The sequence below is a fragment of the Mycobacterium sp. M23085 genome, assembly GCF_045343915.1.
Classification (GTDB): domain Bacteria; phylum Actinomycetota; class Actinomycetes; order Mycobacteriales; family Mycobacteriaceae; genus Mycobacterium.
Genome location: NZ_CP174280.1, coordinates 2,008,633 through 2,033,433, shown reverse-complemented (window position 1 = coordinate 2,033,433; position 24,801 = coordinate 2,008,633). Strand labels below are relative to the sequence as shown.

The window sequence follows — 24,801 nt, the reverse complement described above, 5'->3', positions numbered from 1 at the left end:
TGTCAGATAGTACTCATCGGACATGAGACGTCAGCCAGTTTGGATTCATCCGAACTTCACGCCCTGAGCCAGCGGTAACTCACCGGAATAATTGACGGTATTGGTACTTTGGCGCATGTAGGCCTTCCACGAGTCGGTGCCGGATTCGCGTCCGCCGCCGGTTTCCTTCTCTCCACCGAACGCGCCGCCGATCTCCGCGCCGGACGTGCCGATGTTGACATTGGCGATTCCGCAGTCGGATTCGGCCAGGAACCGCTCGGCCTCCCTCAGATCGAGGGTGAAGATGGCGGACGAAAGACCTTGCGGCACGCGATTGTTGAGTGCAATCGCGTCATCCAATGTGTCGTAGGTCAGCACGTAGAGGATGGGCGCGAACGTCTCGGTGGCCACGATGGCGGTCTGCGCGGGCATCCGCACCAGGGCCGGCGCGACGTAGTAGGAACTCGGGTGTTCGGGACATCCCGGGTGGGCGCGCTCGCCACCGATGACCTCACCGCCGTCGGCGCGGGCCTGTTCCAGCGCCCCCACCATGTCGCGGTAGGCGGTCTCGTGGATCAGCGGCCCGACCAGCGTGCCCGGTGCGGACGGGTCACCGATGCGCAGCTGGGCGAAAGCGGACGCGACGCGCGCGACGACCTCGTCGGCCACCGAGCGGTGCACGATCAGCCGGCGCAGGCTGGTGCAGCGCTGGCCGGCGGTGCCGGCCGCCGCGAACACCACCGCCCGCACCGCGAGGTCCAGGTCGGCCGACGGCGTCACGATGGCGGCGTTGTTGCCGCCCAACTCCAGCAGCACCCGGCCGAACCGGGCGGCGACACGGGGACCGACGGCCCGGCCCATCCGGACCGAACCGGTCGCCGACACCAGCGCCACGCGGGGGTCGTCGACCAGCAGCTCCCCGAGCTCGCGGTCGCCCAGCACCACCGAACTCACCGCGGCCGGGGCGCCGACGTCGGCCGCGGCCCGGGCGATCAGGGACTGGGTGGCCAGCGCCGTCAACGGCGTCAGCTCCGAGGGCTTCCACACCACCGGGTCCCCGCACACCAGGGCCAGCGCGGCGTTCCACGCCCAGACCGCGACCGGAAAGTTGAACGCGGTGATCACCCCGACGACACCGAGCGGGTGCCACGTCTCCAGTAACCGATGGCCGGGGCGTTCCGATGCGATGGTGCGGCCGTAGAGCTGACGCGACAGGCCGACGGCGAACTGGCAGATGTCGATCATCTCCTGCACCTCGCCGGCGGCCTCGGCGGTGATCTTGCCGACCTCCAGCGTCACCAGGGTGGCCAGCTCGTCGCGGTGCGCGGTCAGCAGCTCGCCGAGGCGCGCCACCAGCGCGCCGCGCACCGGGGCGGGGGTGTTGCGCCACACCGAAAACGCCTGGGCGGCTTCGCTGATCGCCCGCTCGGCCTGCTCGGGTGTGCTGGGTGCGACGGTGAACAGCACCTCGCCGGTGATCGGTGTGCTGGCCGGCATCCCGTGGGCGTCGGGCTCGCCGAGTGCGACGTCGGCCCCCATCGTGCGCAGGGCGTCGCGCGCCCGGGCGCGCAGGTCACCGGCGGTGGGCAGATTCATCGAGGTGCCTCCTGGGACAGCGCTTGGTAAAGCGGGTAGGGGTCGTAGATCTCGCGGCCGATGGCCCCGGCCAGCCACGGCGCGTCATAGCCGGAATCGTCGGCGGTGTCGGCGTTTTCGAAACGGGTCGGGGTATCCAGGTTCGACCGGAAGATGCCGGCGGCCGACGCCGGCAGGAAGTCCTCGTAGACGATCGGCGCCGACGGGTCGCCGCCGCGGTAGTAGGCCAGGCCCGCGGCGGCCATCTGGGCGTCGGTACCCGGAAAGTAATCCGCCCAGACCGCGGCCGGGTCGGCCGCGGCCATCGCGGCGTCGTAGCGTTGCCGGCCCTTCGGGGTAAGCGCCACCCCGCGCGCCTCCACCTCGCCGAAGCGCACCCGCAGCGTCCCTTCGGTGATGCGGCCGTCGTCGCCGCGAAAACGGCGGGGCTCGGCCAGGGCCCGAAAAGAGGTCTGGCGCAACAGCACCGCGGGCCCGTCGGTGCGGGGCGGCCCCTGGATGGCGTCGATCATGGTGATGCCGTGCCTGGTCATCCGCCGGTAGAGGTCGTCGATGTCGAGCACCCGCGGCGTCAGGTGGTTGATGTGGGTGCGGCCGACGCCGGCGATGTCGGCGGCCACCGCGGAGACCCGTGCCAATTCTTCGTACCAGGAGCGCTCGATCGGCTCGGCGGACAACGCGAACGCCGCCACCGCCGCCGCGACGAATCCACGCGCCTCGTCGGCGTCGCAGCCGCCGTCGGCGGCGATGATCCGCGCCCGGGCCACCATAGCGGGGTCGAACAGTTGGCGCCGCGCCAGGAAGCTCTCGACGCGGCGGCGCAGGTCGCGGTCGAAGTAGCGCGGATCCCGGGTGGCCAGCATCGAGGTGAACACCCGAAACGGGTTGCGCGCCAACTCGTCTGCGTCGATGGGCCGGAAGGCGGTCGACACCACCGGGACGGGTGCCGCGGCGCAACGCAGGTCGTAGTAGCCCACCGGCAGCATGCCGAAGGCGGCGAAAAGGTCGGCGACGGCGGCCAGTTCGGCCGGGCTGCCCACCCGGATGGCGCCGTGCCGCTCCGCGGTGACCCGCCGCAGTGAGCCGAGACGTTCGGGATCGCGGTGGCGCGCCGCGTAATCGGCGTTGACCCGCTCGCTGACCTCGACCAGCGTGGCGTACGCGGGCACCTCGGCCGCGTACATCGCCGACAGGCCCGTGGCGAACTGCGCCCGCAGCTGCCAGGTTTCCAGCCATTTCGGGCGGGTCACCGCGGGCCGTTCCTGCGATAGTCTCCGGCCATGGGTGAGACGCTCGACGAGGTCGACCGGATTCTGGTGCGCGAGCTGGTCGCCGACGGGCGCGCGACGCTGGCCGAACTGGCCGCCAGCGCCCGGCTGTCGGTCTCGGCGGTGCAGTCGCGGGTGCGCAGGCTCGAGGCGCGCGGCGTGATCTCGGGGTACTCGGCGCGCGTCGACCCGGAGGCGGTCGGGCACCTGCTGTCCGCGTTCGTGGCCATCACTCCCTTGGATCCCTCTCAACCCGATGATGCGCCCGCCCGTCTTGAGCACATCGAGGAGATCGAATCGTGTCACTCGGTGGCCGGCGAGGAGAGCTACGTGCTGTTGGTGCGCGTCCAGTCCGCCCGGGCGCTGGAGGACCTGCTGCAGCGGATCCGGACCACGGCGAACGTCAGCACGCGAAGCACCATCATCTTGAATACTTTTTACGCTGATAGGCAACGAATACCATAAAATATACGGTATAGGCCTCATGATTCCGTAAATTTCGGCTACCATGTCCGGATGACCGCCATCGTGGAACGCTGCACCGGCCCCGACGCCGCGCCCGACCGCGTCCACGAGGTGCTGGCGCGCAGCATCCAGGTCGACGGCTTCGATCTGGTGCTCGACCTGGCCCGCTCGCGGGGTTCCTACCTGTACGACGCCCGCGACGGCCGGCGCTACCTGGACATGTTCACCTTCTTCGCGTCGTCGGCGCTGGGCATGAACCACCCGGCGCTCGCCGAAGACGAGGCGTTTCGCGCCGAGCTGGCGCAGGCCGCGCTGAACAAGCCGAGCAACTCCGACGTGTACTCGGTGCCGATGGCCAGGTTCGTGGCGACGTTCTCCCGGGTCCTGGGGGACCCGGCCCTGCCGCATCTGTTCTTCGTCGACGGCGGCGCGCTCGCGGTGGAGAACGCGCTCAAGGTGGCGTTCGACTGGAAGAGCCGGCTCAACGAGGCCCGCGGGATCGACCCCGCGCTGGGCGCCCGGGTGCTGCACCTGCGCGGCGCGTTCCACGGCCGCAGCGGATACACGTTGTCGCTGACCAACACCAAGCCGGCCGCAGTGGCCCGCTTCCCCAAGTTCGACTGGCCCCGCATCGACGCCCCGTTCATCCGGCCCGGCCTGGACGGGGCGGCCATGGCGGCCCTGGAGGCCGAGTCGCTGCGCCAGGCCCGGGCGGCCTTCGACTCGCACCCGCACGACATCGCCTGCTTCGTGGCCGAACCGATCCAGGGCGAGGGCGGCGACCGGCACTTCCGGCCCGAGTTCTTCGCGGCCATGCGTGAGCTGTGCGACCAGCACGACGCTTTGCTGATCTTCGACGAGGTGCAGACCGGCTGCGGCCTGACCGGAACGCCGTGGGCCTACCAGCAATTGGGCGTCCAGCCGGACGTGGTGGCGTTCGGCAAGAAGACCCAGGTGTGCGGCGTCATGGCGGGCCGCCGGGTCGACGAGGTCACCGACAACGTCTTCGCGGTGTCGTCGCGGATGAACTCGACGTGGGGCGGCAACCTGGCCGACATGGTTCGCGCGCGCCGCATCCTGGAAGTGATCGAGGCCGACGGGCTGTTCGGCCGGGCCGCCGAACAGGGTGCCCACCTACATGACTGCCTGGACGACCTCGCCGGCGAATTCCCCGGCCTGGTGCTCGACCCCCGGGGCCGCGGCCTGATGTGTGCGTTCAGCCTGCCGACCACCGCCGACCGCGATGAGCTGATCCGCCTGCTGTGGCAGCGCGCGGTCATCGTGCTGCCCTCCGGTCACGACGGGGTCCGGTTCCGTCCGGCGCTGACCGTCTCGGGTGCGGAGATCGACGCCGCGGTGCGGGCAGTCCGCGCCGCGCTGCGGGCGCTGCGCTAGGGCCTGACCGCCCCTCCATCCATCCGGTTTACCGCCGTTTGCCGGGGGGTATCTGACCCCGTGCGCCTTCCGCTGTTGCCAGCGCGTGTCTGGTCGGGCCAGATGCCGTAGCGCGGTAACCAATGCGACGTGGCGAGCGATAAAACTGAGCGCGGCACCCGAAAGGGAGGTGACAACGATGCAGAAAGCGGACGCGAGGTCAGGCGGTGACCGCCTGGGCCAGGAGGACCGCGAGGTACACGCCGCGGTTCGGTTTGCGGTGTTATCCACGCTGGCGGCCGTCGGCTTCGTGTTGATCGCCGCGGTGTGGGTGAGCACCTGCCCGGGTGTGGGCGTGGACACGGTGGCGTGCGGTCCGCCGCAGCGCACCCTGTTGGCGGTCGGGGGACCGCTGATCGCGCTGGGCGCCGGGATCTGGGCGTTCGTGCGCACCTATCTGGTGTGGAAGGCCGGAGGAACCTGGTGGGGATGGCACGGCGCGGGCTGGTTCCTCCTGACCGCGATGGCGCTGATGGTCGCCATGGGTGTAGCTCCCATCGCCGGTCCGGTACTGGCCCTTTAGCTTTGCCCGCCCGCGATCTAACGTTGATGGTGCGGGTGAGGAGCAGCTATGGGAGACACCTACCACGACCCCGTCGACCATTTGCGGACGACGCGGCCGCTCGCCGGGGAGTCGCTGATCGACGTCTTGCACTGGCCCGGCTACCTCTTGGTTGTCGCTGGGGTGATCGGAGCCTGCGGCAGCCTGGCGGCCTTCGGCAGCGGACATCACCACGAGGGGATGACGGCGGGTATCGTCGCGATCATCGCCGCGGTGCTGGGGCTGGCCTGGCTGGCCGTGGAGCATCGCAGGATCCGCAGGATCGCGGATCGGTGGTACACCGAACATCCCGAGGTGCGGCGGCAGTGGCCGGCCAGTTAGCGCCGGCCGCCGATTAGTCGAAAGGCCGCACCCCGAGCGCGGCTTTTCCGGCGGTGACCTGCCCCGACGCGGCGCTGTGTGAAATTCCGCAGGAAAGGCCATTGCGCGGTTACGGCCGCGTGCTTGTGGGTATCAGGTTGGCACCATGATGAGTGCCGGAACGGTTGCGTTAGCGTGGTTACCCCATCATGGGGGACGAAATCACGAACACACTGATGTATATGCCTATTGCGACGAGTACCGATATGACCAGCGTGACCCCGGCGATCACCGCGACGGGGCCGTGTCGGCGCGTCCGGATTTTGTCGGTCGTGTCAAGCCCGCTCACGGCGGGACGAAAACCCGGCGGCGACCATGACTAACCGGCTCGAGCGCGAGGTCCACGGCGGACTGCGAAGCAGTAGTAGTGTCAGTCGAACATTGCCGGGAGACCATATGAACGATGCTGGATTGCACGCTAACAAGCGTCCGCGCGGCCACCGCGCCGTCGAACTTCGCGTTGCTGCGCGACTGGAGAACCTCGCGATGCTGCGCACCCTGGTCGGTGCCATCGGCACGTTCGAGGACCTGGATTTCGATGCGGTGGCGGACCTGCGGCTCGCGGTCGACGAAGTGTGCACCCGGTTGATTCGTTCGGCCACTCCCGACGCGACCCTGATCGTCGTGGTCGACCCGCAGGATGACCAGTTGGTGGTGGAAGCCTCCGCGGCGTGCGACACCCACGACGTGGTGGCGCCCGGCAGCTTCAGCTGGCATGTGCTGACGTCGCTGGCCGACGACGTGCAGACTTTCCATGACGGTCGCGAACCCAATGAAACCGGCAGTGTTTTCGGCATCACACTGACGGCGCGACGGGCGGCCTCCAGCAGGTGACAGCGCGAGCTGCCGGCGGTTCGGTGTCGCGTCCGAACGAATACGCCGATGTTCCGGACATGTTCCGCGAGTTGGCGACCGCCCCGCCCGACTCGATGGAATTCCAACGTCAACGGGACAAGATCGTCGAGCGTTGCCTGCCGCTCGCCGACCACATCGCGCGCCGCTTCGAGGGCCGCGGCGAACCGCGCGACGACCTGGTTCAGGTGGCACGCGTCGGGTTGGTCAACGCGGTGGTGCGGTTCGACGTCGACGCCGGCTCGGACTTCGTTTCCTTCGCGGTGCCCACCATCATGGGCGAGGTCCGCCGCCACTTCCGCGACAACAGCTGGTCGGTCAAGGTCCCACGGCGCCTGAAGGAACTCCACCTGCGGCTGGGCACCGCCACCGCCGATCTGTCGCAGCGGCTGGGCCGGGCGCCGACGGCGACCGAACTCGCCGCAGAGCTCGAGATGGACCGGGAAGAGGTCGTCGAGGGGCTGGTGGCGGGCAGCTCGTACAACACCTTGTCCATCGACAGCGGCGGTGGGAGCGAGGAAGAGGAAGCCCGCGCGATCGCGGACACCCTCGGCGATGTCGACACCGGCCTGGACCGGATCGAGGACCAGGAATCGCTGCGTCCGCTGCTCGAGGCGCTGCCCGAGCGGGAACGGACGGTGTTGGTGTTGCGATTCTTCGAGTCGATGACCCAGACGCAGATCGCCGAGCGGGTCGGCATCTCCCAGATGCACGTGTCCCGGTTGCTGGCGAAGTCGCTAACGCGGCTCCGTGATCAGTTGCAGTAGCGGCCGGGGCTCTTCTTCGACCCACAGCGGTTCCAGCAGCGGTTCGGCCTGCTGCGTCGTCACCGGCAGGGTCGCGTCGGGGTCGCAGACCCGCAGCAACCTGGCCACCGCCGGGCTCGGCGCCATGGCCCAGGACACCTGGGCGCCCGAGCACGCCACATTGATCCGGTGCAGGGCCGAAAAACCGGCAGTACCAATGAATTTGAGGCCGCGCAGGTCGAGGATCACCCGCCGAGAGCGTTTGGTGCTCTGCTGCACGTAGGCGAGCAGTTGATCGGCGTTGGCCGCGTCCAGCTCACCGTCCACCGTGATCAGGGTGCCGGTTGGGCCCCATCGGGCGGTGAATTGTGCTGTGCGGCTTTGTTGCCAAGATTGGGCCACAGACATCGCTTACTCCATCCCGTTGCGGGAATTGGTGTTGTGGATGCGTCAGCCACGTGCAAAGAGCTTGGAGAAGGAGGGAATTGCGCCTACCCCCACGTCACCGACGTATCCCGGGCGGCTGTGAACTCAACCTTGTCCGTGACCCTACTCGCGATGGCCGGGCCCGACAACGCTGTCTGGGAAACTCTCAGACAACCGCTACTTGATCTCGGCGAGCACGGTGCCCTGAGTGATGGCGGCGCCGGGCTCGACCGCGAGTCCGGTGATGACACCGTCCTTGTGCGCGGTCACCGGGTTCTCCATCTTCATCGCCTCGAGCACCACCACCAGGTCGCCCGCGGCAACCTCCTGGCCCTCCTCGACCGCGACCTTGACGACGGTGCCCTGCATGGGGGCGGTCACCGCGTCACCGGACGCAGCCGCGCCCGCGTGCGACCCGCGCTTGCGCGGCTTGGGCTTCTTGCGGATGACGCCGGCCGGGTCGGCGGTCCCACCGCCGGACAGCGCCAGGTCGCCGGGCAGTGACACCTCGAGCCGGCGGCCGCCGACCTCCACGACCACCTTCTGGCGCGGCCGGGCGTCCTCTTCGTCCAGCGGCTCGCCGCCGGTGAACGGTTCGATGGTGTTGTCCCACTCGGTCTCGATCCAGCGGGTGTGCACCGAGAAGCCGTCGCCGTCACCGATGAACGCCGGGTCTCTTACCACGGCGCGGTGGAACGGGATGACCGTGGCCAGGCCTTCCACGTGGAATTCGTCCAGGGCCCGGCGGGAGCGGGCGAGCGCCTCTTCTCGGGTGGCGCCGTACACGATCAGCTTGGACAGCATCGAGTCGAACTGGCCGCCGATGACCGAACCGGCCTCGACACCCGAGTCCAGCCGGACACCGGGCCCGGTGGGGATGTCGTAGCGGGTGACCGGGCCGGGCGCGGGCAAAAAGCCCCGTCCGGGGTCCTCGCCGTTGATCCGGAACTCGATGGCGTGCCCGCGCGGCGTGGGGTCCTCGGTGAGGTCCAGCCTCTCGCCGTTGGCGATCTTGAACTGCTGCAGCACCAGGTCGATGCCGGCGGTCTCCTCGGTGACCGGGTGCTCGACCTGCAGACGGGTGTTGACCTCCAGGAAGGAGATCAGGCCGTCCTGGCCGACCAGGTACTCGACCGTCCCGGCGCCGTAGTAGTGCGCCTCCTTGCAGATCCGCTTGGCCGACTCGTGGATCTCCTTGCGCTGCGCGTCGGTGAGGAACGGCGCGGGGGCCTCCTCCACCAGCTTCTGGAACCGGCGCTGCAGCGAGCAGTCGCGGGTGCCGGCGACGATCACGTTGCCGTGCTGGTCGGCGATCACCTGGGCCTCGACGTGGCGCGGCTTGTCCAGGTAGCGCTCGACGAAGCACTCGCCGCGGCCGAACGCCGCCGTCGCCTCGCGGACAGCCGACTCGTATAGCTCGGGAATCTCCTCGATGGTGCGGGCCACCTTCATGCCCTTACCGCCGCCGCCGAAGGCGGCCTTGATGGCGACCGGCACGCCGTATTCCTTGGCGAAGGCCACCACCTCGTCGGCGTCCTTCACCGGGTCGGGGGTGCCGGGCACCAGCGGGGCCTGCGCCCGGGCGGCGATGTGGCGGGCGGTGACCTTGTCGCCGAGGTCGCGGATGGACTGCGGGCTGGGCCCGATCCAGATCAGGTTCGCGTCCAGCACCGCCTGGGCGAAATCGGCGTTCTCCGAAAGGAAGCCGTAGCCGGGGTGGATGGCGTTGGCGCCGGACTTGGCCGCCGCGTCGAGGATTTTGCCGAAGTCCAGGTAGGACTCCGCCGACGTCTGACCGCCCAACGCGAACGCCTCGTCGGCCAGACGCACGTGCGGCGCGTCGGCATCGGGCTCGGCGTACACCGCCACGCTGGACAGGCCCGCGTCGCGGGCCGCGCGGATCACCCGGACAGCGATTTCGCCGCGGTTGGCGACGAGCACTTTGGAGATCCTCGAGCTGGCGTGACTAGCCACTGCGCCTCCTGTTTGGCATATCCGCAGACGTATTTCTGCGGGCTTCTCTAAGAGAATTTCTTACAACGAGTTCTCGGGAAGTCTAAGCGCCGCGCCGTTCGGCCCGACGAGGCGGTCCGGATTTTGGGTTTTTCTAGGCACTCTCGCGCAGCCTGCGCTTGATGCGGGCGAGCATCGCCGACAAGCCGCGCAACCGCAGCGGGCTGATCAGCGCGGCAAGCCCGAGGTCGGCGTAGAAATCCTCGGGCACCGCCAGAATGGCGGCGGCCGGCTGTTCGTCGAGGCCGGCGGCCAGAATCGACGCGAACCCCCGCGTGGTGGGTGATTCGGCGGGCGCGCTGAAGTGCAGCCGCACCCGGTCCGGGTTGCTGGCGTCGACATGCAAGAACAGCGGGGTCTGGCACTCGGGCACCGGCTCCATGGCCGCCTCTTGGAGGTCGGACGGCAGCGCGGGCAGGTCGTTGGCGAACTCCAGCAGCAGCGCCAGCTTGTCCTGGCCCTCGACCTCGGCGAAGTCGGACACCACCTCTGCTAGGGGAGCGGGCATGCTCATCGTGGCGCCATCAGACCGCAACGGTGCCCGGCTCTTCACCCGCCACGATCGGCGTGCGCACGGTGTTGCCCCACTCGGTCCACGATCCGTCGTAGTTGCGCACCCCGGGCTTGCCCAGCAGGTGCGTCAGCACGAACCAGGTGTGGCTGGAGCGCTCGCCGATGCGGCAGTACACCACGGTCTGGTCGTCCGGCTGCAGGAAGCCGTACAGCTCCTCGAGCTCCTCGCGGCTACGGAACCGCCCGCTCTCGTCGACCGCCTTGGCCCACGGAATCGATCGGGCGGTGGGGATGTGGCCGCCGCGCAGCACGCCTTCCTCGGGGTACTCGGGCATGTGGGTGCGCTTGCCGGTGTACTCGTCCGGCGAGCGCACGTCGATCAGCGGCTGGCTGCCCAGAATGCCCAGCACGTCGTCCTTGAAGGCGCGGATGGGTGCGTCGTTGCGGGTGACCACGGGGTAGCCGCTGGACGTCTTGGTGGGCACGTCCAGCGTGGTCTCCCGGCGTTCGGCCAGCCACAGGTCACGGCCGCCGTTCAGCAGCCGCACATCGGGGTGGCCGAACAGCGTGAACACCCACAGCGCATAGGCCGCCCACCAGTTGCTCTTGTCGCCGTAGATCACCACGGTGTCGTCGCGGGCGATGCCCTTGCGGTCCATCAGTTCCGCGAACTGCGCCCCGTCGATGTAGTCGCGGACGTGGGGGTCGTTGAGGTCGGTGTGCCAGTCGACCTTGACCGCGCCGGGGATATGACCGACGTCGTAGAGCAGCACGTCCTCGTCGGATTCGACGATCGCCAGGCCTGGGGTGCCTTGGTTGGCGGACAGCCAGTCGGCGGTGACCAGTCGCTCGGGGTGGGCGTACGCCGACAGCGTCGGGCTTGGATCGGGTGGTAATGCCACGCTGCCGAGCCTACCGCCAGGTCAGTTGGCGGCCCACAGCGCGGACACCGACAGCCCGACCCGCTCCAGCAGCGACCGCAGCAGCGGCAGGCTGACGCCGATCACGTTCGACGGGTCGCCGGCGATGCCGTCGACGAACCAGCCGCCCAGGCCGTCCAGGGTGAAGCCGCCGGCCACCTGCGACGGCTCGCCGTGCGCGACATACGCCCGCAGGTCCGCATCCGTCGGATTGGAGAAATGCACTGTGGTGCTTAGTGATTCGACTTCTCGATGGGTGATGGCGCCATTGCTGAGCCGCAGCAGGCAGTGCCCGGTGTGCAGCTCGCCGGAGCGGCCGCCCATCAGGCGCCACTGACTCGCGGCGGCGTCGGCCGACCCGGGTTTCCCGCACAACCGGCCCTCGATGAACAGCATCGAATCACAGCCGATGACAACACAATTGGCCGCTACGTCGCCGTCGAGTTCGCCGGCCACCCGGTCGGCCTTGGCGCGGGCCAGGGCGCACACCACGTCGGCCGGGGAGGCGTCCGGGCCCAGCGCGGCGGCGACGGCATCCTCGTCGACGCCGGAGACCACGACCAGCGGGTCGACGCCGGCCTGGCGCAGCACCTTGAGCCGGCCGGTAGAGGCCGACGCCAGCACCAGCCGGGTCAATGCCTCATGTGGGTCATTTGCTGGAACGTCAGCCGCTGATAGTTGGTCATCGCGAAACGCAGCCGGTCGACCGGCAGACCCCAGCGGGTCCGCTCGGGCTGCTCGGGCTCCGGCACACCACCGGCGCAGCCCAGCACCGCGACCAGCGCGGCCACCTCCTCGGCGGTGGGTTCACCCTTGAGGATCTGGATGTGCGGCTCGTGCGGCTGCGCAGCGTCCTCGGCCGCGGTGTCGGTCTGCTCGGTCATAGGGGGATGTTCCCGTGCTTCTTGGGGGGCAGGTGGGAGATCTTGCGTTCCAGCAGGCGCAGCGCCGTGGCGATGTACCCGCGGGTGTGCGACGGCGGGATCACCGCGTCGACGTAGCCGCGTTCGGCGGCGACGTAGGGGTTGACCAGGGTGTCCTCGTACTCCTGCTGCAGCTGCAGCCGCAGCGCGTCGACGTCCTTGCCCTCCTTGGCCGCCTCGCTCAGCTGCTTGCGGTAGACGAACCCGACGGCACCGGAGGCGCCCATCACCGCGATCTGCGCCGACGGCCACGCCAGGTTGACGTCACAGCCCATGTCCTTGGACCCCATCACGCAGTAGGCGCCGCCGTAGGCCTTGCGGGTGATCACGGTGATCTTCGGGACGGTGGCCTCGCCGTAGGCGAACAGCAGCTTGGCGCCGCGGCGGATGATGCCGTTGTACTCCTGGCCCGTCCCCGGCAGGAAGCCCGGGACGTCCACCAGCATGATGATCGGGATGTTGAAGCAGTCGCAGGTCCGCACGAACCGCGCCGCCTTCTCCGAGGCGTTGATGTCCAGGCAGCCGGCGAACTGGGTCGGCTGGTTGGCCACGATCCCCACCGGCCGGCCCTCGATGCGGCCGAACCCGACGACGATGTTCTGCGCGTAGCCGCCCTGAATCTCCAGGAACTCGTCGTCGTCGAGGATCCGGGTGATCACCTCGTGCATGTCGTAGGGCTGGTTGGGCGAGTCCGGGATCAGCGTGTCCAGCTCGAGGTCCTCGTCGGTGAGGTTGTCCTCGATGGCGCCCGGGGGATGCGGCTCGGCGTAGCGCGGCGGGTCGGTGGCGTTGTTGGGCGGCAGGTAGCTCAGCAGGTCACGGACCCAGTCGAAGGCGTCCTGCTCGCCGGAGGCGACATAGTGCAGGGTGCCCGACTTGGCCATGTGGGTGTGCGCGCCGCCCAGCTCCTCCATGGTGACGTCCTCACCGGTGACGGTCTTGATGACGTCGGGTCCGGTGATGAACATCTGGCTGGTCTGGTCGACCATCACCACGAAGTCGGTCAGGGCGGGGGAGTAAACGTGCCCACCGGCGGCGGCACCCATGATCAGCGAGATCTGCGGGATGACCCCGGAGGCCAGGATGTTGTTGCGGAAGATCTTGCTGTACAGGCCCAGCGAGACGACGCCCTCCTGGATCCGGGCGCCGGCGCCGTCGTTGATGCCGATCAGCGGGCGGCCCGTCTTGATGGCCAGGTCCTGGATCTTGACGATCTTCTCGCCGTACACCTCGCCCAGGCTGCCGCCGAACACCGTGGCGTCCTGGCTGAAGATGCACACGTCGCGGCCGTCGATGGTGCCGTAGCCGGTGATCACGCCGTCGCCCAGCGGGCGGTTGTTCTCCAGCCCGAAGTTCTTGCTGCGGTGCCTGGCCAGCGCGTCGAGCTCCACGAACGAGTCCTCGTCGAGCAGGGCGAGGATGCGCTCGCGCGCGGTCAGCTTGCCCTTGGCGTGCACCTTCTCGACGGCCTCTTCGCCCACCGGGTGCAGCGACTCTTCGCGGCGCTTGTGCAGCTCGGCCAGCTTGCCCGCGGTGGTGTGGATGTCGATGGTGTGCTCGGCGGCCGGTTCCGCAGTGTGGTCGGTAACGCTCGTCATGGGAGTCGAGCTTAGCGGCGCGGTAGTCTCCGCTGATGGACGCCCGCCCGTTGGGGACCGCGGACTGGACGGCCGAATGCGACGTGCTGGTGGCGGGGTCCGGCGGTGGCGGTATGACCGGCGCCTACACCGCGGCGCGCGAAGGCCTCGAGGTGCTGCTGGTCGAAGCGACCGACAAGTTCGGCGGCACCACCGCGTACTCCGGCGGGGGCGGGGTGTGGTTCCCGTGCAATCCGGTGCTGCTGCGCGCCGGCACCGACGACACCATCGACGACGCGCTCACCTACTACTGCGCCGTGGTCGGTGACCGCACCCCGCGCGAACTGCAGGAAACCTTCGTGCGCGGCGGCGCCGGTCTGATCGAGTACCTGGAGGCCGACGCCAACCTGAAGTTCGTGCCGTTGCCCTGGCCTGACTACTACGGCACCGCGCCGAAGGCGCGCGCCGACGGCCAGCGCCACATCGCGGCCAAGCCGCTGGCGGTGGCCGCCGCACCCGAGTTCCGCGAGGTCATCCGGGGGCCGCTGGACACCGACCGGCTCGGCGCCGAACCCCCGTCGGACTACTACCTGGGTGGCCGCGCCCTGATCGCGCGGTTCCTCAAGGCCATCGGGCAGTACCCGGCGGCCTCGCTGCGCCGCGACACCGCCCTGGTCGAGCTGGTGGTCGACGAGGGCGGGGTGACGGGCGCGATCGTCGAGACCGCCGGCGAGCGCCGCGCCATCCGCGCCCGGCTCGGAGTACTGCTGGCCGCCGGGGGTTTTGAAGCCAACGAGGAGTTGCGCCGGCGCTACGGCGTGCCGGGAACGTCGCGAGACACCATGGGCGGCCCGGGAAGTCGCGGCCTGGCGCTGCTGGCCGGCATCGGCGCGGGCGCCGACACCGACCTGCTGGATCAGGCCTGGTGGTCGCCCGGCCTGACCCATCCCGACGGCCGGTCGGCGTTCGCGCTGTGGTTCACCGGCGGCATCTTCGTGAACCAGGACGGCAACCGGTTCGTCAACGAGTCCCGGGCCTACGACCGGGCCGGCCGCGAGATCATCGCGCAGTTGGCCGACGGGTCGATCACGTTGCCGTACTGGATGATCTACGACGACTCCGAGGGCGAGGTGCCGCCGGTGAAGGCGCCCAACGTCACCATCGTGGAGACCGAGAAGTACGTCGCCGCGGGCCTGTGGCACACCGGTGACACCCTCGAGGAGCTTGCCGCCAAGATCGGCGTGCCGGCCCGCAACCTGGTGGCGACGGTGGCACGGTTCAACGCATTCGCCGCCGCCGGCGTCGACGAGGACTTCGGCCGCGGCGACGAGGCGTTCGACCGGGCCTTCTCGGCGGGCGCGTCACCGCTGGTGCCCATCGACCGGCCGCCGTTTCACGCCGCCGCGTTCGGCATCTCCGACCTGGGCACCAAGGGCGGGCTGCGCACCGACGCCGCGGCCCGGGTGCTGGACCGGTCCGGCCGGCCCATCGCCGGGCTGTACGCGGCGGGCAACACCATGGCCGCGCCCAGCGGCACCGCCTATCCCGGCGGCGGCAATCCGATCGGAACCAGCATGTTGTTCAGCCATCTGGCGGTGCTGGACATGCGCGACCGTCGGCCCTGAGTTCTAGGCTGGGTGCGGTGAGCCAACGAGATCAACTTCGAACACCGTTGGACGAGAGCGCGTTACGCGCCGAGTTGATCGGCACCGGGCTGGGCTGGCGCAAGCTCGACGTCGTGCAGCAGACCGGCTCCACCAACGCCGACCTGCTGGCGCGCGCGGCCTCGGGGGATGACGTCGCCGGTGCGGTGTTGATCGCCGAGCACCAGACCGCCGGGCGGGGCCGGCACGGCCGCGGCTGGTCGGCCACGCCGCGGGCCCAGATCACCATGAGTGTCGGGGTCAGCGTGGTCGACGTCCCGACCACCGGGTGGGGCTGGCTGCCGCTGGCCGCCGGGGTGGCGGTGGTCGACACGGTGGCGCCGTTGCTGGCGGGCACGGACGCGCGGGTGGGTCTGAAATGGCCCAACGACGTGCTGGCCGGCCCGCCGGATTCGCCGGGCAAGCTGGCCGGGATCCTCGCCGAGGTGACCAAGCCCGTCGTGGTTATCGGCCTGGGGCTCAACGTGACTCAGTCCGCCGACGAGATCGACGGGCCGGGCGCGACGTCGCTGCTCGACCTGGGGGTCGCCGCGCCGGACCGCACCGGGCTGGTGTCCGCCTTGCTGCGCGAGCTGGGCCGGCGGATCGTCGCCTGGCGCGCCGCGCGGGGTGCCGACTGGGCGCTGGCCGCCGACTACCGGGCGCGCAGCCTGACCATCGGCACCCGGGTGCGTGCGCACCTGCCCGGCGGCAAGCAGGTCGACGGCACCGCGAGCGCCGTCGACGACCAGGGCAGGCTGTGCTTGGAAAGCGGCGGGCAGACCGTCGTGGTGGCGGCCGGCGACGTGGTGCATTTGCGCTAGTGGCGATCGCAAGCGCGGCTAATGTCGGCTGGCATGGGCTACCCGGATAACGTTCTGGCCGCCGGCGAACACGTCATCGTGCACCGCCATCCGCACTGGAAGCGGTTGATCTGGCCGGTGCTGGTTCTCATCCTGGTGACCGGGCTGGCCGCGTTCGGTTCGGGATATCTCAACTCGACGCACTGGGAGCAGCTCGCCAAGAACATCATCTACGGCGTCATCTGGGGCATCTGGCTGGTGATCGTGGGCTGGCTGACGCTGTGGCCGTTCGGAAGCTGGCTGACCACCCACTTCGTGGTGACCAACCGGCGGGTGATGTTCCGGCACGGGGTGCTGACCCGCACCGGGATCGACATCCCGCTGGCCCGGATCAACAGCGTCGAATTCCGCGACCGGATCACCGAGCGGATGTTCCGCACCGGGACGCTGATCATCGAATCGGCGTCACAAGATCCGTTGGAGTTCTACGACATTCCGCGGCTGCGCGAGGTGCACGCGCTGCTGTATCACGAAGTCTTCGACACCCTGGGTTCCGACGAATCGCCCAGCTGACCCAGTCGGCCGGCGCGGTTGCGCCAGGCGCGCAGCAGCGTGACGTTGTCGTCTTGCAGGCCGCCCTCCATCGCGTCCTCGAAGATTTCGGCGATACCGCCGGCGGTGAGCGCCGATTCCAGCGCCTTCTCGGGGTCGCGCGCGAACTGGTCGGGGAACACCCAGCGGCGGAACGCCCAGAACCGGAACGCCATCTGCAGCAGGTTGCCGATGATGTAGGCCGAGATGAAGTCGGCGACGTTTTCCGCCGCCAGCGACACCGTCGGCTGGCGCAGCTGCAGCACATAACTGGAGAACCACAACGGTGCCATGGAGAGCAGCACCCCGACGCCGCTGAACGCGAAGAACAGCAGCGCCTCGTGGTGGCGTTCGCGCCCGCCGCGATTGCGGAAGCTCCATTCCCGGTTCAGCACGTAGGACGCGATGACCGCGACGATGCCCGCGATCACCTTTGCGGTCACCGGTTTGGATTCAAGAATTGTCAGCTTCAGCGTGTAGAAAATCGCCGAGTCGATGACGAATGTGGTTCCGCCGACGATGGCGAATTTGATCAGTTCGTGGTGGCGCAGCAAATAGGGCTGCATAACCCGAGGCAGACGCGCGATCGTGGCTTCGGCGAAGGACACAACACGTCAGTGTACGGACGGACACAAATTCGACGCAAAATACTACATAACAATTCGGTGTCGGCCCCGGTCAACACGCCTTTAGCGCCGCTTTGTTTCGCCGTGACACCATGATGGCCGTGCCCAGTACACGCCCGCCTGGCGCCGCCCCCGCCGCGGCCCCCCGAGCGGTCCCCCGCGTCGTCCCCGTCGTCGCCATGGTCGGCGGCGGTCAGCTCGCCCGGATGACCCACCAGGCGGCCATCGCGCTGGGGCAGTCGTTGCGGGTGCTCGCCACCGCCGCCGACGAACCGGCCGCGCTGGTGGCGCCCGAGGTCGTCATCGGCACCCACACCGATCTCGACGACCTGCGCCGGGTGGCCGGGGGCGCCGACGTGCTGACCTTCGACCACGAACACGTGCCGAACGAGCTGCTGGAGAAGCTGGTGGCCGAGGGCGTCAACGTGGCGCCGCCGCCGCAGGCCCTGGTGCACGCGCAGGACAAGCTCGTCATGCGCCGCCGGCTGGAGGCGCTCGGCGTCCCGGTGCCCCGCTACGCCGGGATCGGCAGCCTCGACGAACTCGACGACTTCGCGCGGCGCATCGACGGCCCGGTGGTGGTGAAAGCGGTTCGCGGCGGTTACGACGGGCGGGGGGTGCGGATGGCGCGCGACCCGTCGCACGCCCGCGAGATCGCGGCCGCCTTCCTGGCCGACGGCGTGCCGGTGATGGCCGAGGAGCAGGTGAACCTGCGCCGCGAACTGTCGGCCCTGGTGGCGCGGTCGCCGTTCGGGCAGGGCGCGGCGTGGCCGGTCGTCGAGACGGTGCAACGAGACGGCATCTGCGTGCAGGTGATCGCGCCCGCGCCGGAGCTGCCCGACCACCTCGCCGCCGCCGCGCAGCAGCTGGCGTTGCGGTTGGCGGCCGACCTCGGCGTGGTCGGGGTGCTCGCGGTCGAGCTCTTCGAGGCGGAGGGACCGTCCGGCAGCCAGCTGCTGGTCAACGAGCTGGCGATGCGGCCGCACAACTCCGGGCACTGGACCATGGACGGCTCGCGCACCAGCCAGTTCGAGCAGCACCTGCGCGCGGTGCTGGACTACCCGCTCGGCGACACCGACGCCATCGCGCCGGTGACGGTGATGGCCAACGTGCTGGGCGCCCCGGAAGTCCCGCGGATGAGCGTCGACGAGCGGCTGCACCACCTGTTCGCGCGGATGCCCGACGCCCGCGTCCACCTCTACGGCAAACAAGAACGGCCCGGCCGCAAGGTGGGGCACATCAACTTCGTCGGCGCCCGGCCGGCGGACCGGGAAAACGTGGCGAGGCTGCGGGAACGCGCCGAGTTGGCGGCACACTGGTTGTCACACGGTCAGTGGACGGACGGATGGGATCCGCATGGGTAGCGCCGGCGACGATGCAGAGCGAAGCGGTGTGGGGGCACCTCCCGCTTGCGGGGGAGAGGAGCGGCGCCATGAATAATGCTCCCCGCGTCGGGGTGATCATGGGCAGCGACAGCGACTGGTCGGTGATGGCCGACGCCGCGGCGGCGCTGGCCGAGTTCGACGTGCCGGCCGAGGTTCGGGTGGTCTCCGCGCACCGCACGCCGCAGCTGATGTTCGACTATGCGCGGGACGCGGCCGGGCGCGGCATCGAGGTGATCATCGCCGGGGCCGGGGGAGCCGCGCACCTGCCCGGGATGGTGGCGTCCGCGACGCCGCTGCCGGTGATCGGCGTGCCGGTGCCACTGGCGCGCCTGGACGGCCTGGACTCGTTGTTGTCGATCGTGCAGATGCCCGCCGGTGTCCCGGTGGCCACGGTCTCCATCGGCGGAGCCCGCAACGCCGGCCTGCTCGCGGTGCGCATCCTCGGGTCGTCGGATCCGGCGCTGCGCGCGCGGATCATTGAGTTCCAGGAGCAGCTGGCGCGCAGCGTGCGGGCCAAGGATGAGGCCCTGCAGCAACGTCAGGGTAAAGTTACCGGCTAGTAGCCTGGCGACGAGGCGGGGCCGCGCCCGCCGAGGAGCCGGGCATGTCGGCATAGCGCAAGAGGAGGCCGAGATGGCTGGATGGGCCGGAAACCCCGACTTCGATCTGTTCCAACTGCCCGAGGAACACCAGGAGTTGCGCGCGGCGATCCGGGCGCTGGCGGAGAAGGAGATCGCTCCGTACGCCGCCGACGTGGACGAGAACTCCCGTTTCCCCGAGGAGGCGCTGGAGGCGCTGAACTCCTCCGGGTTCAACGCCGTGCACGTGCCCGAGGAGTACGGCGGGCAGGGCGCGGACTCGGTGGCGGCGTGCATCGTGATCGAGGAGGTGGCCCGCGTCGACACGTCGGCGTCGCTGATTCCCGCGGTGAACAAGCTGGGCACCATGGGGCTGATCCTGCGCGGCTCCGACGAGCTGAAGAAGCAGGTGCTGCCGTCGATCGCGGACGGCTCGGCGATGGCGTCCTACGCGCTGAGCGAACGCGAGGCCGGCAGCGACGCGGCGTCGATGCGGACCCGGGCCAAGGCCGACGGCGACGACTGGATTCTGAACGGCGCCAAGTGCTGGATCACCAACGGCGGCAAGTCGAGCTGGTACACCGTGATGGCCGTGACCGATCCGGACAACGGCGCCAACGGCATCTCGTCGTTCATGGTGCACAAGGACGACGAGGGCTTCACTGTCGGGCCCAAGGAGAAAAAACTCGGCATCAAGGGCTCACCGACCACCGAGCTCTATTTCGAGAACTGCCGCATCCCGGGTGACCGGATCATCGGCGAGCCCGGCACCGGCTTCAAGACCGCGCTGGCGACGCTGGACCACACCCGGCCCACCATCGGCGCCCAGGCGGTCGGCATCGCCCAGGGCGCGTTGGACGCCGCGATCGCCTACACCAAGGACCGCAAGCAGTTCGGCCGTCCGGTCAGCGACAACCAGGGTGTGCAGTTCATGCTCGCCGACATGGCCATGAAGGTCGAGTCCGCCCGGCTGATGGTGTACCACGCCGCCGCGCGCGCCGAGCGCGGCGAATCCCACCTGGGCTTCATCTCCGCGGCGTCCAAGTGCCTGGCGTCCGACGTCGCGATGGAAGTCACCACCGACGCGGTGCAGCTCTTCGGCGGCGCCGGCTACACCGTCGACTTCCCGGTCGAGCGGATGATGCGTGACGCCAAGATCACTCAGATCTACGAGGGCACCAATCAGATTCAGCGCGTGGTGATGTCGCGGGCACTACTGCGCTGACCGTTTTCCGGCGGTTCGTTCGCCGAAAGCGCAACGGCAACGAATAAGATGTCCCACGGCAACCATTCGGTGTCCTAACGCCACACGTAGAGTCGGCGTTGGCGCGCCGGAGCTAACCGAGTTGGAACATCGTCACGCCATCAGGGTCTCACCGACGGCCAGGGGGGTCACAGTGCAGAACGCGGCTTCCCCTGCGGGGCACCGGGCGACCGGGATTTGATGCCCGTGCAAGCTCCGGTCACCCCGACGGCGAGTTGGCAGTCGTTGTCGTTGCTGCTGGTCGAGGACGACCGCGCCGACGCGGTACTGGTGGAAGATCTGATCACCGACGCGGTCACCGACATCCGGGTGGTCTGGGCGAAGTCGATGGCACACGCCGAACGCGAGCTGGAGTCCGCCCGGCCCGACTGCGTGCTGCTGGACCTGCACCTGCCCGACGCCAGCGGCATCGACGCGTTGAACCGCATCGCCAACCTCGATGCCACCGTGCCGATCGTGGTGCTGACCGGACTGAACGACGAGTACTTCGGCGCCTCCGCGGTGGCCGCGGGCGCCCAGGACTATCTGGTCAAAGGCCGGGTCGAGCCGGAAATGCTGCGCCGCGCGCTGCTGTACGCCATCGAGCGCAAGCGCGCCGAACTCATCGCCGCCGATCTGCACGCGACGCAACTGCGGGCCCGGGAGAACGCGTTGCTGGAACGCGGCCTGCTGCCCTCGCCGCTGCTGCTGGACAACCCGGGTGTCGACATCGTCGCCAGATACCGGCCCAGCCGCGAAGACGCATTGCTGTGCGGGGACTTCTACGACGTCGTGCAGACGCCCGACCGGGTGGTGCACGTACTGATCGGTGACGTGGCCGGGCACGGTCCGCACGAGGCCGCGCTGGGCGCGGCGCTGCGGATCGCGTTTCGCGCACTCACCTTCGCCGGTGTGCACGGCGTCGAACTGATGCGCCAGCTCGAGCGCGTCCTGTATTCGGAACGCACCGACACCGGAATCTTCGCCACCGTGCTCAGCCTGGAGATCTGGCCCGACAGCCCGCGGGTCAGCGTCACCCGCGCCGGCCACCCGCCGATGCTGGTGCAGGCCGGTGGGACCGTGGAGTGGTTCGAGCCGGCGGGCGGCCCGGCACTGGGCCTGCTCGCCGGCGACTGGCCGTCCGAGGAGCTGGAGCTGCCGGCCGGGCACGCCCTGCTGTTGCTGACCGACGGGCTCTTCGAGGGCTATTCCGGCGAGGGCGCCCAACGCCTCGGCGAGGACGGCCTGCTCGCCCTGGCCCGTGCGCACGCGAATCGGCCCGGCCCCGCGTTCGTCGACGCACTCATCAACGGTGCCCAGGAGCTCGCCCAGCCACGCGGCGGTCTGACCGATGACATCGCCGTCCTGCGCATCGAGAGGACTGCCACGTGATCCCATTCCGTTCGCTTCGGCTCACCGAGCTCACCGTGCGGGGATGGCTGGCGTTGCTGCTGTGGATCATGGGCGCGACGGTGCTCGTCGGAGCGTTGGTCGGCGCCGCGCTGCTGCATCGCACCGACGAGGTGTCGCGCCAGATGGCCCAGGATATTCAGCCGGCCCGGGTCGCGGCGGCGCGCTTGCAGGCGGCGTTGCGCGACCAGGAGACGGGCCTGCGCGGCTACCTGATCTCCGCAGACCGGCAGTTCCTCGCGCCGTATTACGACGGGCAGCACACCGAACAGGCTGCGGCAGAAGAGATTCGGCGTTTGGTGGGCGGGCGCGCGGAGCTGATGGTCGATCTGGACGCGGTGGAAACCGCCGCCGCCGACTGGCGGGCGAACTACGCCGAGCCGCTCATCGCCAACGTGACTCCCAAGACGCCGAGCTACATCAGCCCCCGCACGGCCGACATGGGCAAACTGAAGTTCGACCGTCTCCGTGGGCTTTTCGACACGCAGAACACGGACCTGGCGGCGGCCAAGGCGGCGGCCGCCGACGAGCTCGACGAGATCAACGGCTGGCGCGACTGGGTGCTCGGCGCCACGGTGCTGATCGTGATCGGGACGGCCTTGGTGCTGGGGCTGCTGAGTCGCTCCGCGATCACCCGGCCGATCGCGGCGCTGGCCGCGGCCTGCCGCAGCATCACCGAAGGCAACTTCGAGGCGACGATCTCACCGCCGCGGCGGCCCAAAGACATCCGGAATATGGCGATCGACGTGGAGAACATGCGCAAGCGCATCGTCGACGAGCTCGAGGTGTCGCGGTCGGCGCAGGCGCAGCTGGACGAACAGGCCGCCGAGTTACGCCGCTCCAACACCGAACTCGAGCAGTTCGCCTACGTCGCCTCGCACGATCTGCAGGAACCGCTGCGCAAGGTGGCGTCCTTCTGTCAGCTGCTGGAGAAGCGCTACGGCGACAAGCTCGACGAGCGCGGCATCGAATACATCGGCTTCGCGGTCGACGGCGCCAAGCGGATGCAGGCGCTGATCAACGACCTGCTCACCTTCTCCCGGGTCGGCCGGCTGGGCACCACGGAAACCGAGGTGCAGCTCGACGCGACGCTCGACGCCGGCCTGTCGAATCTGGCCGCGGCGATCGAGGAAACCGACGCCGAGGTCGTCCGCCCCGCGCAGCCACTGCCGCAGATCGTCGGAGATCCGATGCTTTTGACGATGTTGTGGCAGAACCTGATCGGCAACGCGATCAAGTTCCGCCATAAGGATCGCCGGCCCCGTGTCGTCATCGAATGCGCGCCCGGCACCGGCAGCCATGACGGCGAATGGGTGCTGAGCGTGGCGGACAACGGCATCGGCATCCCGGAGGAATTCTCCGACAAGGTGTTCGTGATCTTCCAGCGGCTGCACGGCCGGGATGTGTACGCCGGAACCGGGGTCGGCCTGGCGCTGGTCAAGAAGATCATCGAGCACCACGGCGGCACCGTCCGGATCGACACGTCCTACACCGATGGGACCCGATTCGAATTCACCCTGCCCATCCCCGAACCCGTCGACGAAGCAGACTCGGTCGCTTTGGAAGGAGCGCAGCAATGACGACATTAGAAGGCAGGGCGATCGACATCCTGCTCGTCGAGGACGACCCTGGCGACGAGCTCATCACCCGAGAAGCGTTCGAGCACAACAAGCTCAAGAACAGGCTGCACGTCGCGCACGACGGAGAGGAGGGGCTCAATTACCTCTACCGGCGCGGTGAGTTCGCCGACGCGCCGCGGCCCGACCTGATCCTGCTCGACCTGAATCTGCCCAAATACGACGGCCGTCAGCTGCTGGAGAAGATCAAGTCCGACCCCGACCTGGCCCGCATCCCGGTCGTGGTGCTGACCACCTCCTCGGCGGAGGAAGACATTCTCAAGAGCTACCGGCTGCACGCGAACGCCTATGTCACCAAACCCGTTGACCTGGACCAGTTCATGAAGGCCGTCCGGCAGATCGACGAGTTCTTCGTTCAGGTGGTACGGCTCCCCGGCAACGGGGCCTGAGCGCGGAAAGCGGCTACGCCGATTCCGAGTGCCGCCGGGCGAACCAGGTGATCAGCCGCCCGATGATGATCAGCAGGAACACGAAAACGATCAGCAGAAACGCGGCGTCGTAGGACAGGTCCCGAGCCGTCTTCGACGGCAAGTTATAGAACGTCCAGATCGGGTACGTCAGGTAGCCGACCGGTGAGTCGATGAGCTTTCCGCTCGGGGCCGAATTCGACCAGCCCGCCGTATACAACATCGGCGCCGTCTCGCCGACCGCCAGCGCGAGTGCCACCAGCAGACCGGTGACGATGCCGGGCGTCGCCGACTTGAGCACGATCTTGCGCAGGGTCCAGCCGAGCGGCAACCCGAGCGCCTCCGCCCCCTCCCGGTAGGACGTCGGCACCTGGGAAAGCGCGGACTCGGTGGCCTTGGCGATGTACGGAATGCTCATCGCCGAGAGGGTCAGCACCCCGGCCGCCAGGGAGAACCCCCAGTGAAACTTCACCACCAGCGCCAGATAGCCGACATAGCCGAGCACGATCGACGGGATGCCGGACAGGATTTCGTAGGCGCCGCGCAGCATGGAACGGGTTCTGCCACCGGCGAATTCGGAGAGATAAATCCCGGTCAAGACGCTGACGGTGCCCCCGACCAGCATGACGCCGGCGCCGACGACCACGGTCCCGATGATCGCGTTGCGCAGGCCGCCGCCGTTGCCGCGGGTGTTTTCGGTCAGCACACGCCACGTGAATACCGGTAACGCCCGGCCCACGACCTCGATCAGCATCCACAGCGTCGGCACCACCACCGCCGCCAGGCAGCACACGCACGCAACCCAGAACACAGCGTTGACGACCTTGCGTCGGGTGGCGGTCAC

At 69.0% G+C, this 24,801-nt stretch carries 25 protein-coding genes and 1 pseudogene; 15 read left to right on the top strand and 11 right to left on the bottom strand.

The genetic code is table 11. The features are described 5' to 3' along the window. Nucleotides 1–45: 45 nt before the first annotated feature. Entirely contained in the window at nucleotides 46–1,575 is a 1,530-nt protein-coding gene (locus ACIUM1_RS09165; protein WP_406816866.1) for an aldehyde dehydrogenase family protein, read from the bottom strand. Continuing rightward, complete coding sequence (locus tag ACIUM1_RS09160; RefSeq protein WP_406816865.1) at nucleotides 1,572–2,825, bottom strand: 2-oxoadipate dioxygenase/decarboxylase family protein; 1,254 nt, start codon at nucleotides 2,823–2,825, stop codon at nucleotides 1,572–1,574. Before ACIUM1_RS09160 ends, ACIUM1_RS09165 begins: the two co-directional genes overlap by 4 nt. A gap of 30 nt (nucleotides 2,826–2,855) precedes the next feature. On the opposite strand from ACIUM1_RS09160, the gene ACIUM1_RS09155 reads away from it, so the two are divergent. From ACIUM1_RS09155 to ACIUM1_RS09130, 6 genes are all read left to right on the top strand, one after another. Then, nucleotides 2,856–3,308, top strand: coding sequence for an Lrp/AsnC family transcriptional regulator (locus ACIUM1_RS09155; RefSeq protein ID WP_406816864.1), 453 nt, complete (start codon nucleotides 2,856–2,858; stop codon nucleotides 3,306–3,308). Nucleotides 3,309–3,359: 51 nt separating this feature from the next. Continuing rightward, nucleotides 3,360–4,703, top strand: coding sequence for an L-lysine 6-transaminase (lat, locus tag ACIUM1_RS09150; protein ID WP_406816863.1), 1,344 nt, complete (start codon nucleotides 3,360–3,362; stop codon nucleotides 4,701–4,703). A gap of 178 nt (nucleotides 4,704–4,881) precedes the next feature. Next, a complete protein-coding gene (locus tag ACIUM1_RS09145; protein ID WP_406816862.1) occupies nucleotides 4,882–5,265 on the top strand; it encodes a hypothetical protein in 384 nt (127 codons plus the stop codon). A gap of 48 nt (nucleotides 5,266–5,313) precedes the next feature. Then, nucleotides 5,314–5,625, top strand: a complete 312-nt coding sequence (usfY, locus tag ACIUM1_RS09140) for a protein UsfY (protein WP_406816861.1) — start codon at nucleotides 5,314–5,316, stop codon at nucleotides 5,623–5,625. A gap of 435 nt (nucleotides 5,626–6,060) precedes the next feature. Beyond that, a complete protein-coding gene (locus ACIUM1_RS09135; protein ID WP_406816860.1) occupies nucleotides 6,061–6,498 on the top strand; it encodes an ATP-binding protein in 438 nt (145 codons plus the stop codon). After that, a complete protein-coding gene (locus ACIUM1_RS09130; protein ID WP_406816859.1) occupies nucleotides 6,495–7,283 on the top strand; it encodes an RNA polymerase sigma factor SigF in 789 nt (262 codons plus the stop codon). The genes ACIUM1_RS09135 and ACIUM1_RS09130 overlap by 4 nt, the downstream gene beginning before the upstream one ends. On the opposite strand, the gene ACIUM1_RS09125 is transcribed toward ACIUM1_RS09130, so the two are convergent. The 7 genes from ACIUM1_RS09125 to ACIUM1_RS09095 form a co-directional block, all read right to left on the bottom strand. After that, entirely contained in the window at nucleotides 7,254–7,670 is a 417-nt protein-coding gene (locus tag ACIUM1_RS09125; protein ID WP_406816858.1) for an STAS domain-containing protein, read from the bottom strand. The two genes, ACIUM1_RS09130 and ACIUM1_RS09125, sit on opposite strands and share 30 nt — an antisense overlap. A 195-nt stretch (nucleotides 7,671–7,865) precedes the next feature. Then, nucleotides 7,866–9,662 carry an acetyl/propionyl/methylcrotonyl-CoA carboxylase subunit alpha gene (locus ACIUM1_RS09120; protein ID WP_406816857.1) on the bottom strand — a complete coding sequence of 599 codons (1,797 nt, stop codon included), beginning with the start codon at nucleotides 9,660–9,662 and terminating at the stop codon, nucleotides 7,866–7,868. A gap of 133 nt (nucleotides 9,663–9,795) precedes the next feature. Beyond that, on the bottom strand, nucleotides 9,796–10,215 hold the full coding sequence (locus tag ACIUM1_RS09115; protein WP_406816856.1) for a SufE family protein: 420 nt from the start codon (nucleotides 10,213–10,215) through the stop codon (nucleotides 9,796–9,798). Between the two features lie 10 nt (nucleotides 10,216–10,225). After that, nucleotides 10,226–11,116, bottom strand: a complete 891-nt coding sequence (locus tag ACIUM1_RS09110; protein WP_406816855.1) for a sulfurtransferase — start codon at nucleotides 11,114–11,116, stop codon at nucleotides 10,226–10,228. 21 nt (nucleotides 11,117–11,137) lie between these two features. Beyond that, nucleotides 11,138–11,770: a Maf family protein gene (locus ACIUM1_RS09105; protein WP_406816854.1), complete on the bottom strand. Its 633-nt coding sequence runs from the start codon at nucleotides 11,768–11,770 to the stop codon at nucleotides 11,138–11,140. After that, a complete protein-coding gene (locus tag ACIUM1_RS09100) occupies nucleotides 11,767–12,018 on the bottom strand; it encodes an acyl-CoA carboxylase subunit epsilon (protein WP_406816853.1) in 252 nt (83 codons plus the stop codon). The genes ACIUM1_RS09105 and ACIUM1_RS09100 overlap by 4 nt, the downstream gene beginning before the upstream one ends. Further along, a complete protein-coding gene (locus ACIUM1_RS09095; RefSeq protein WP_406816852.1) occupies nucleotides 12,015–13,655 on the bottom strand; it encodes an acyl-CoA carboxylase subunit beta in 1,641 nt (546 codons plus the stop codon). The genes ACIUM1_RS09100 and ACIUM1_RS09095 overlap by 4 nt, the downstream gene beginning before the upstream one ends. A gap of 35 nt (nucleotides 13,656–13,690) precedes the next feature. On the opposite strand from ACIUM1_RS09095, the gene ACIUM1_RS09090 reads away from it, so the two are divergent. From ACIUM1_RS09090 to ACIUM1_RS09080, 3 genes are read left to right on the top strand one after another with little or no spacing between them, the layout of a single operon-like run. Next, the gene (locus ACIUM1_RS09090; RefSeq protein ID WP_406816851.1) at nucleotides 13,691–15,259 is read left to right on the top strand and encodes an FAD-binding protein; all 1,569 of its coding nucleotides are present in this window, start codon (nucleotides 13,691–13,693) and stop codon (nucleotides 15,257–15,259) included. Nucleotides 15,260–15,276: 17 nt separating this feature from the next. Then, complete coding sequence (locus ACIUM1_RS09085) at nucleotides 15,277–16,101, top strand: biotin--[acetyl-CoA-carboxylase] ligase (protein ID WP_406816850.1); 825 nt, start codon at nucleotides 15,277–15,279, stop codon at nucleotides 16,099–16,101. A 33-nt stretch (nucleotides 16,102–16,134) separates the two neighbouring features. Further along, nucleotides 16,135–16,653 carry a PH domain-containing protein gene (locus tag ACIUM1_RS09080; RefSeq protein WP_406816849.1) on the top strand — a complete coding sequence of 173 codons (519 nt, stop codon included), beginning with the start codon at nucleotides 16,135–16,137 and terminating at the stop codon, nucleotides 16,651–16,653. Here ACIUM1_RS09080 and ACIUM1_RS09075 read toward each other — a convergent pair. Continuing rightward, a complete protein-coding gene (locus tag ACIUM1_RS09075) occupies nucleotides 16,608–17,279 on the bottom strand; it encodes a GtrA family protein (RefSeq protein WP_406816848.1) in 672 nt (223 codons plus the stop codon). The two genes, ACIUM1_RS09080 and ACIUM1_RS09075, sit on opposite strands and share 46 nt — an antisense overlap. A 110-nt stretch (nucleotides 17,280–17,389) precedes the next feature. Between ACIUM1_RS09075 and ACIUM1_RS09070 the strand changes: the two are divergent. The 6 genes and pseudogenes from ACIUM1_RS09070 to ACIUM1_RS09045 all read left to right on the top strand — a co-directional run bounded on the left by ACIUM1_RS09070 (nucleotide 17,390) and on the right by ACIUM1_RS09045 (nucleotide 23,939). Beyond that, nucleotides 17,390–18,737: pseudogene (locus ACIUM1_RS09070) on the top strand (5-(carboxyamino)imidazole ribonucleotide synthase). Then, on the top strand, nucleotides 18,673–19,242 hold the full coding sequence (gene purE, locus ACIUM1_RS09065) for a 5-(carboxyamino)imidazole ribonucleotide mutase (RefSeq protein ID WP_406816847.1): 570 nt from the start codon (nucleotides 18,673–18,675) through the stop codon (nucleotides 19,240–19,242). The pseudogene ACIUM1_RS09070 and the gene purE overlap by 65 nt, the downstream one beginning before the upstream one ends. Nucleotides 19,243–19,315: 73 nt before the next feature. Then, on the top strand, nucleotides 19,316–20,485 hold the full coding sequence (locus ACIUM1_RS09060; protein WP_406816846.1) for an acyl-CoA dehydrogenase: 1,170 nt from the start codon (nucleotides 19,316–19,318) through the stop codon (nucleotides 20,483–20,485). A gap of 219 nt (nucleotides 20,486–20,704) precedes the next feature. After that, nucleotides 20,705–21,895 carry a PP2C family protein-serine/threonine phosphatase gene (locus ACIUM1_RS09055; protein ID WP_406816845.1) on the top strand — a complete coding sequence of 397 codons (1,191 nt, stop codon included), beginning with the start codon at nucleotides 20,705–20,707 and terminating at the stop codon, nucleotides 21,893–21,895. 68 nt (nucleotides 21,896–21,963) lie between these two features. Continuing rightward, the gene (locus tag ACIUM1_RS09050) at nucleotides 21,964–23,493 is read left to right on the top strand and encodes a CHASE3 domain-containing protein (protein WP_406817606.1); all 1,530 of its coding nucleotides are present in this window, start codon (nucleotides 21,964–21,966) and stop codon (nucleotides 23,491–23,493) included. Further along, nucleotides 23,490–23,939, top strand: a complete 450-nt coding sequence (locus ACIUM1_RS09045; protein ID WP_406816844.1) for a response regulator — start codon at nucleotides 23,490–23,492, stop codon at nucleotides 23,937–23,939. Before ACIUM1_RS09050 ends, ACIUM1_RS09045 begins: the two co-directional genes overlap by 4 nt. A 13-nt stretch (nucleotides 23,940–23,952) precedes the next feature. Here ACIUM1_RS09045 and pstA read toward each other — a convergent pair whose 3' ends face one another. After that, nucleotides 23,953–24,801, bottom strand: coding sequence for a phosphate ABC transporter permease PstA (gene pstA / locus ACIUM1_RS09040; RefSeq protein WP_406816843.1), 849 nt, complete (start codon nucleotides 24,799–24,801; stop codon nucleotides 23,953–23,955).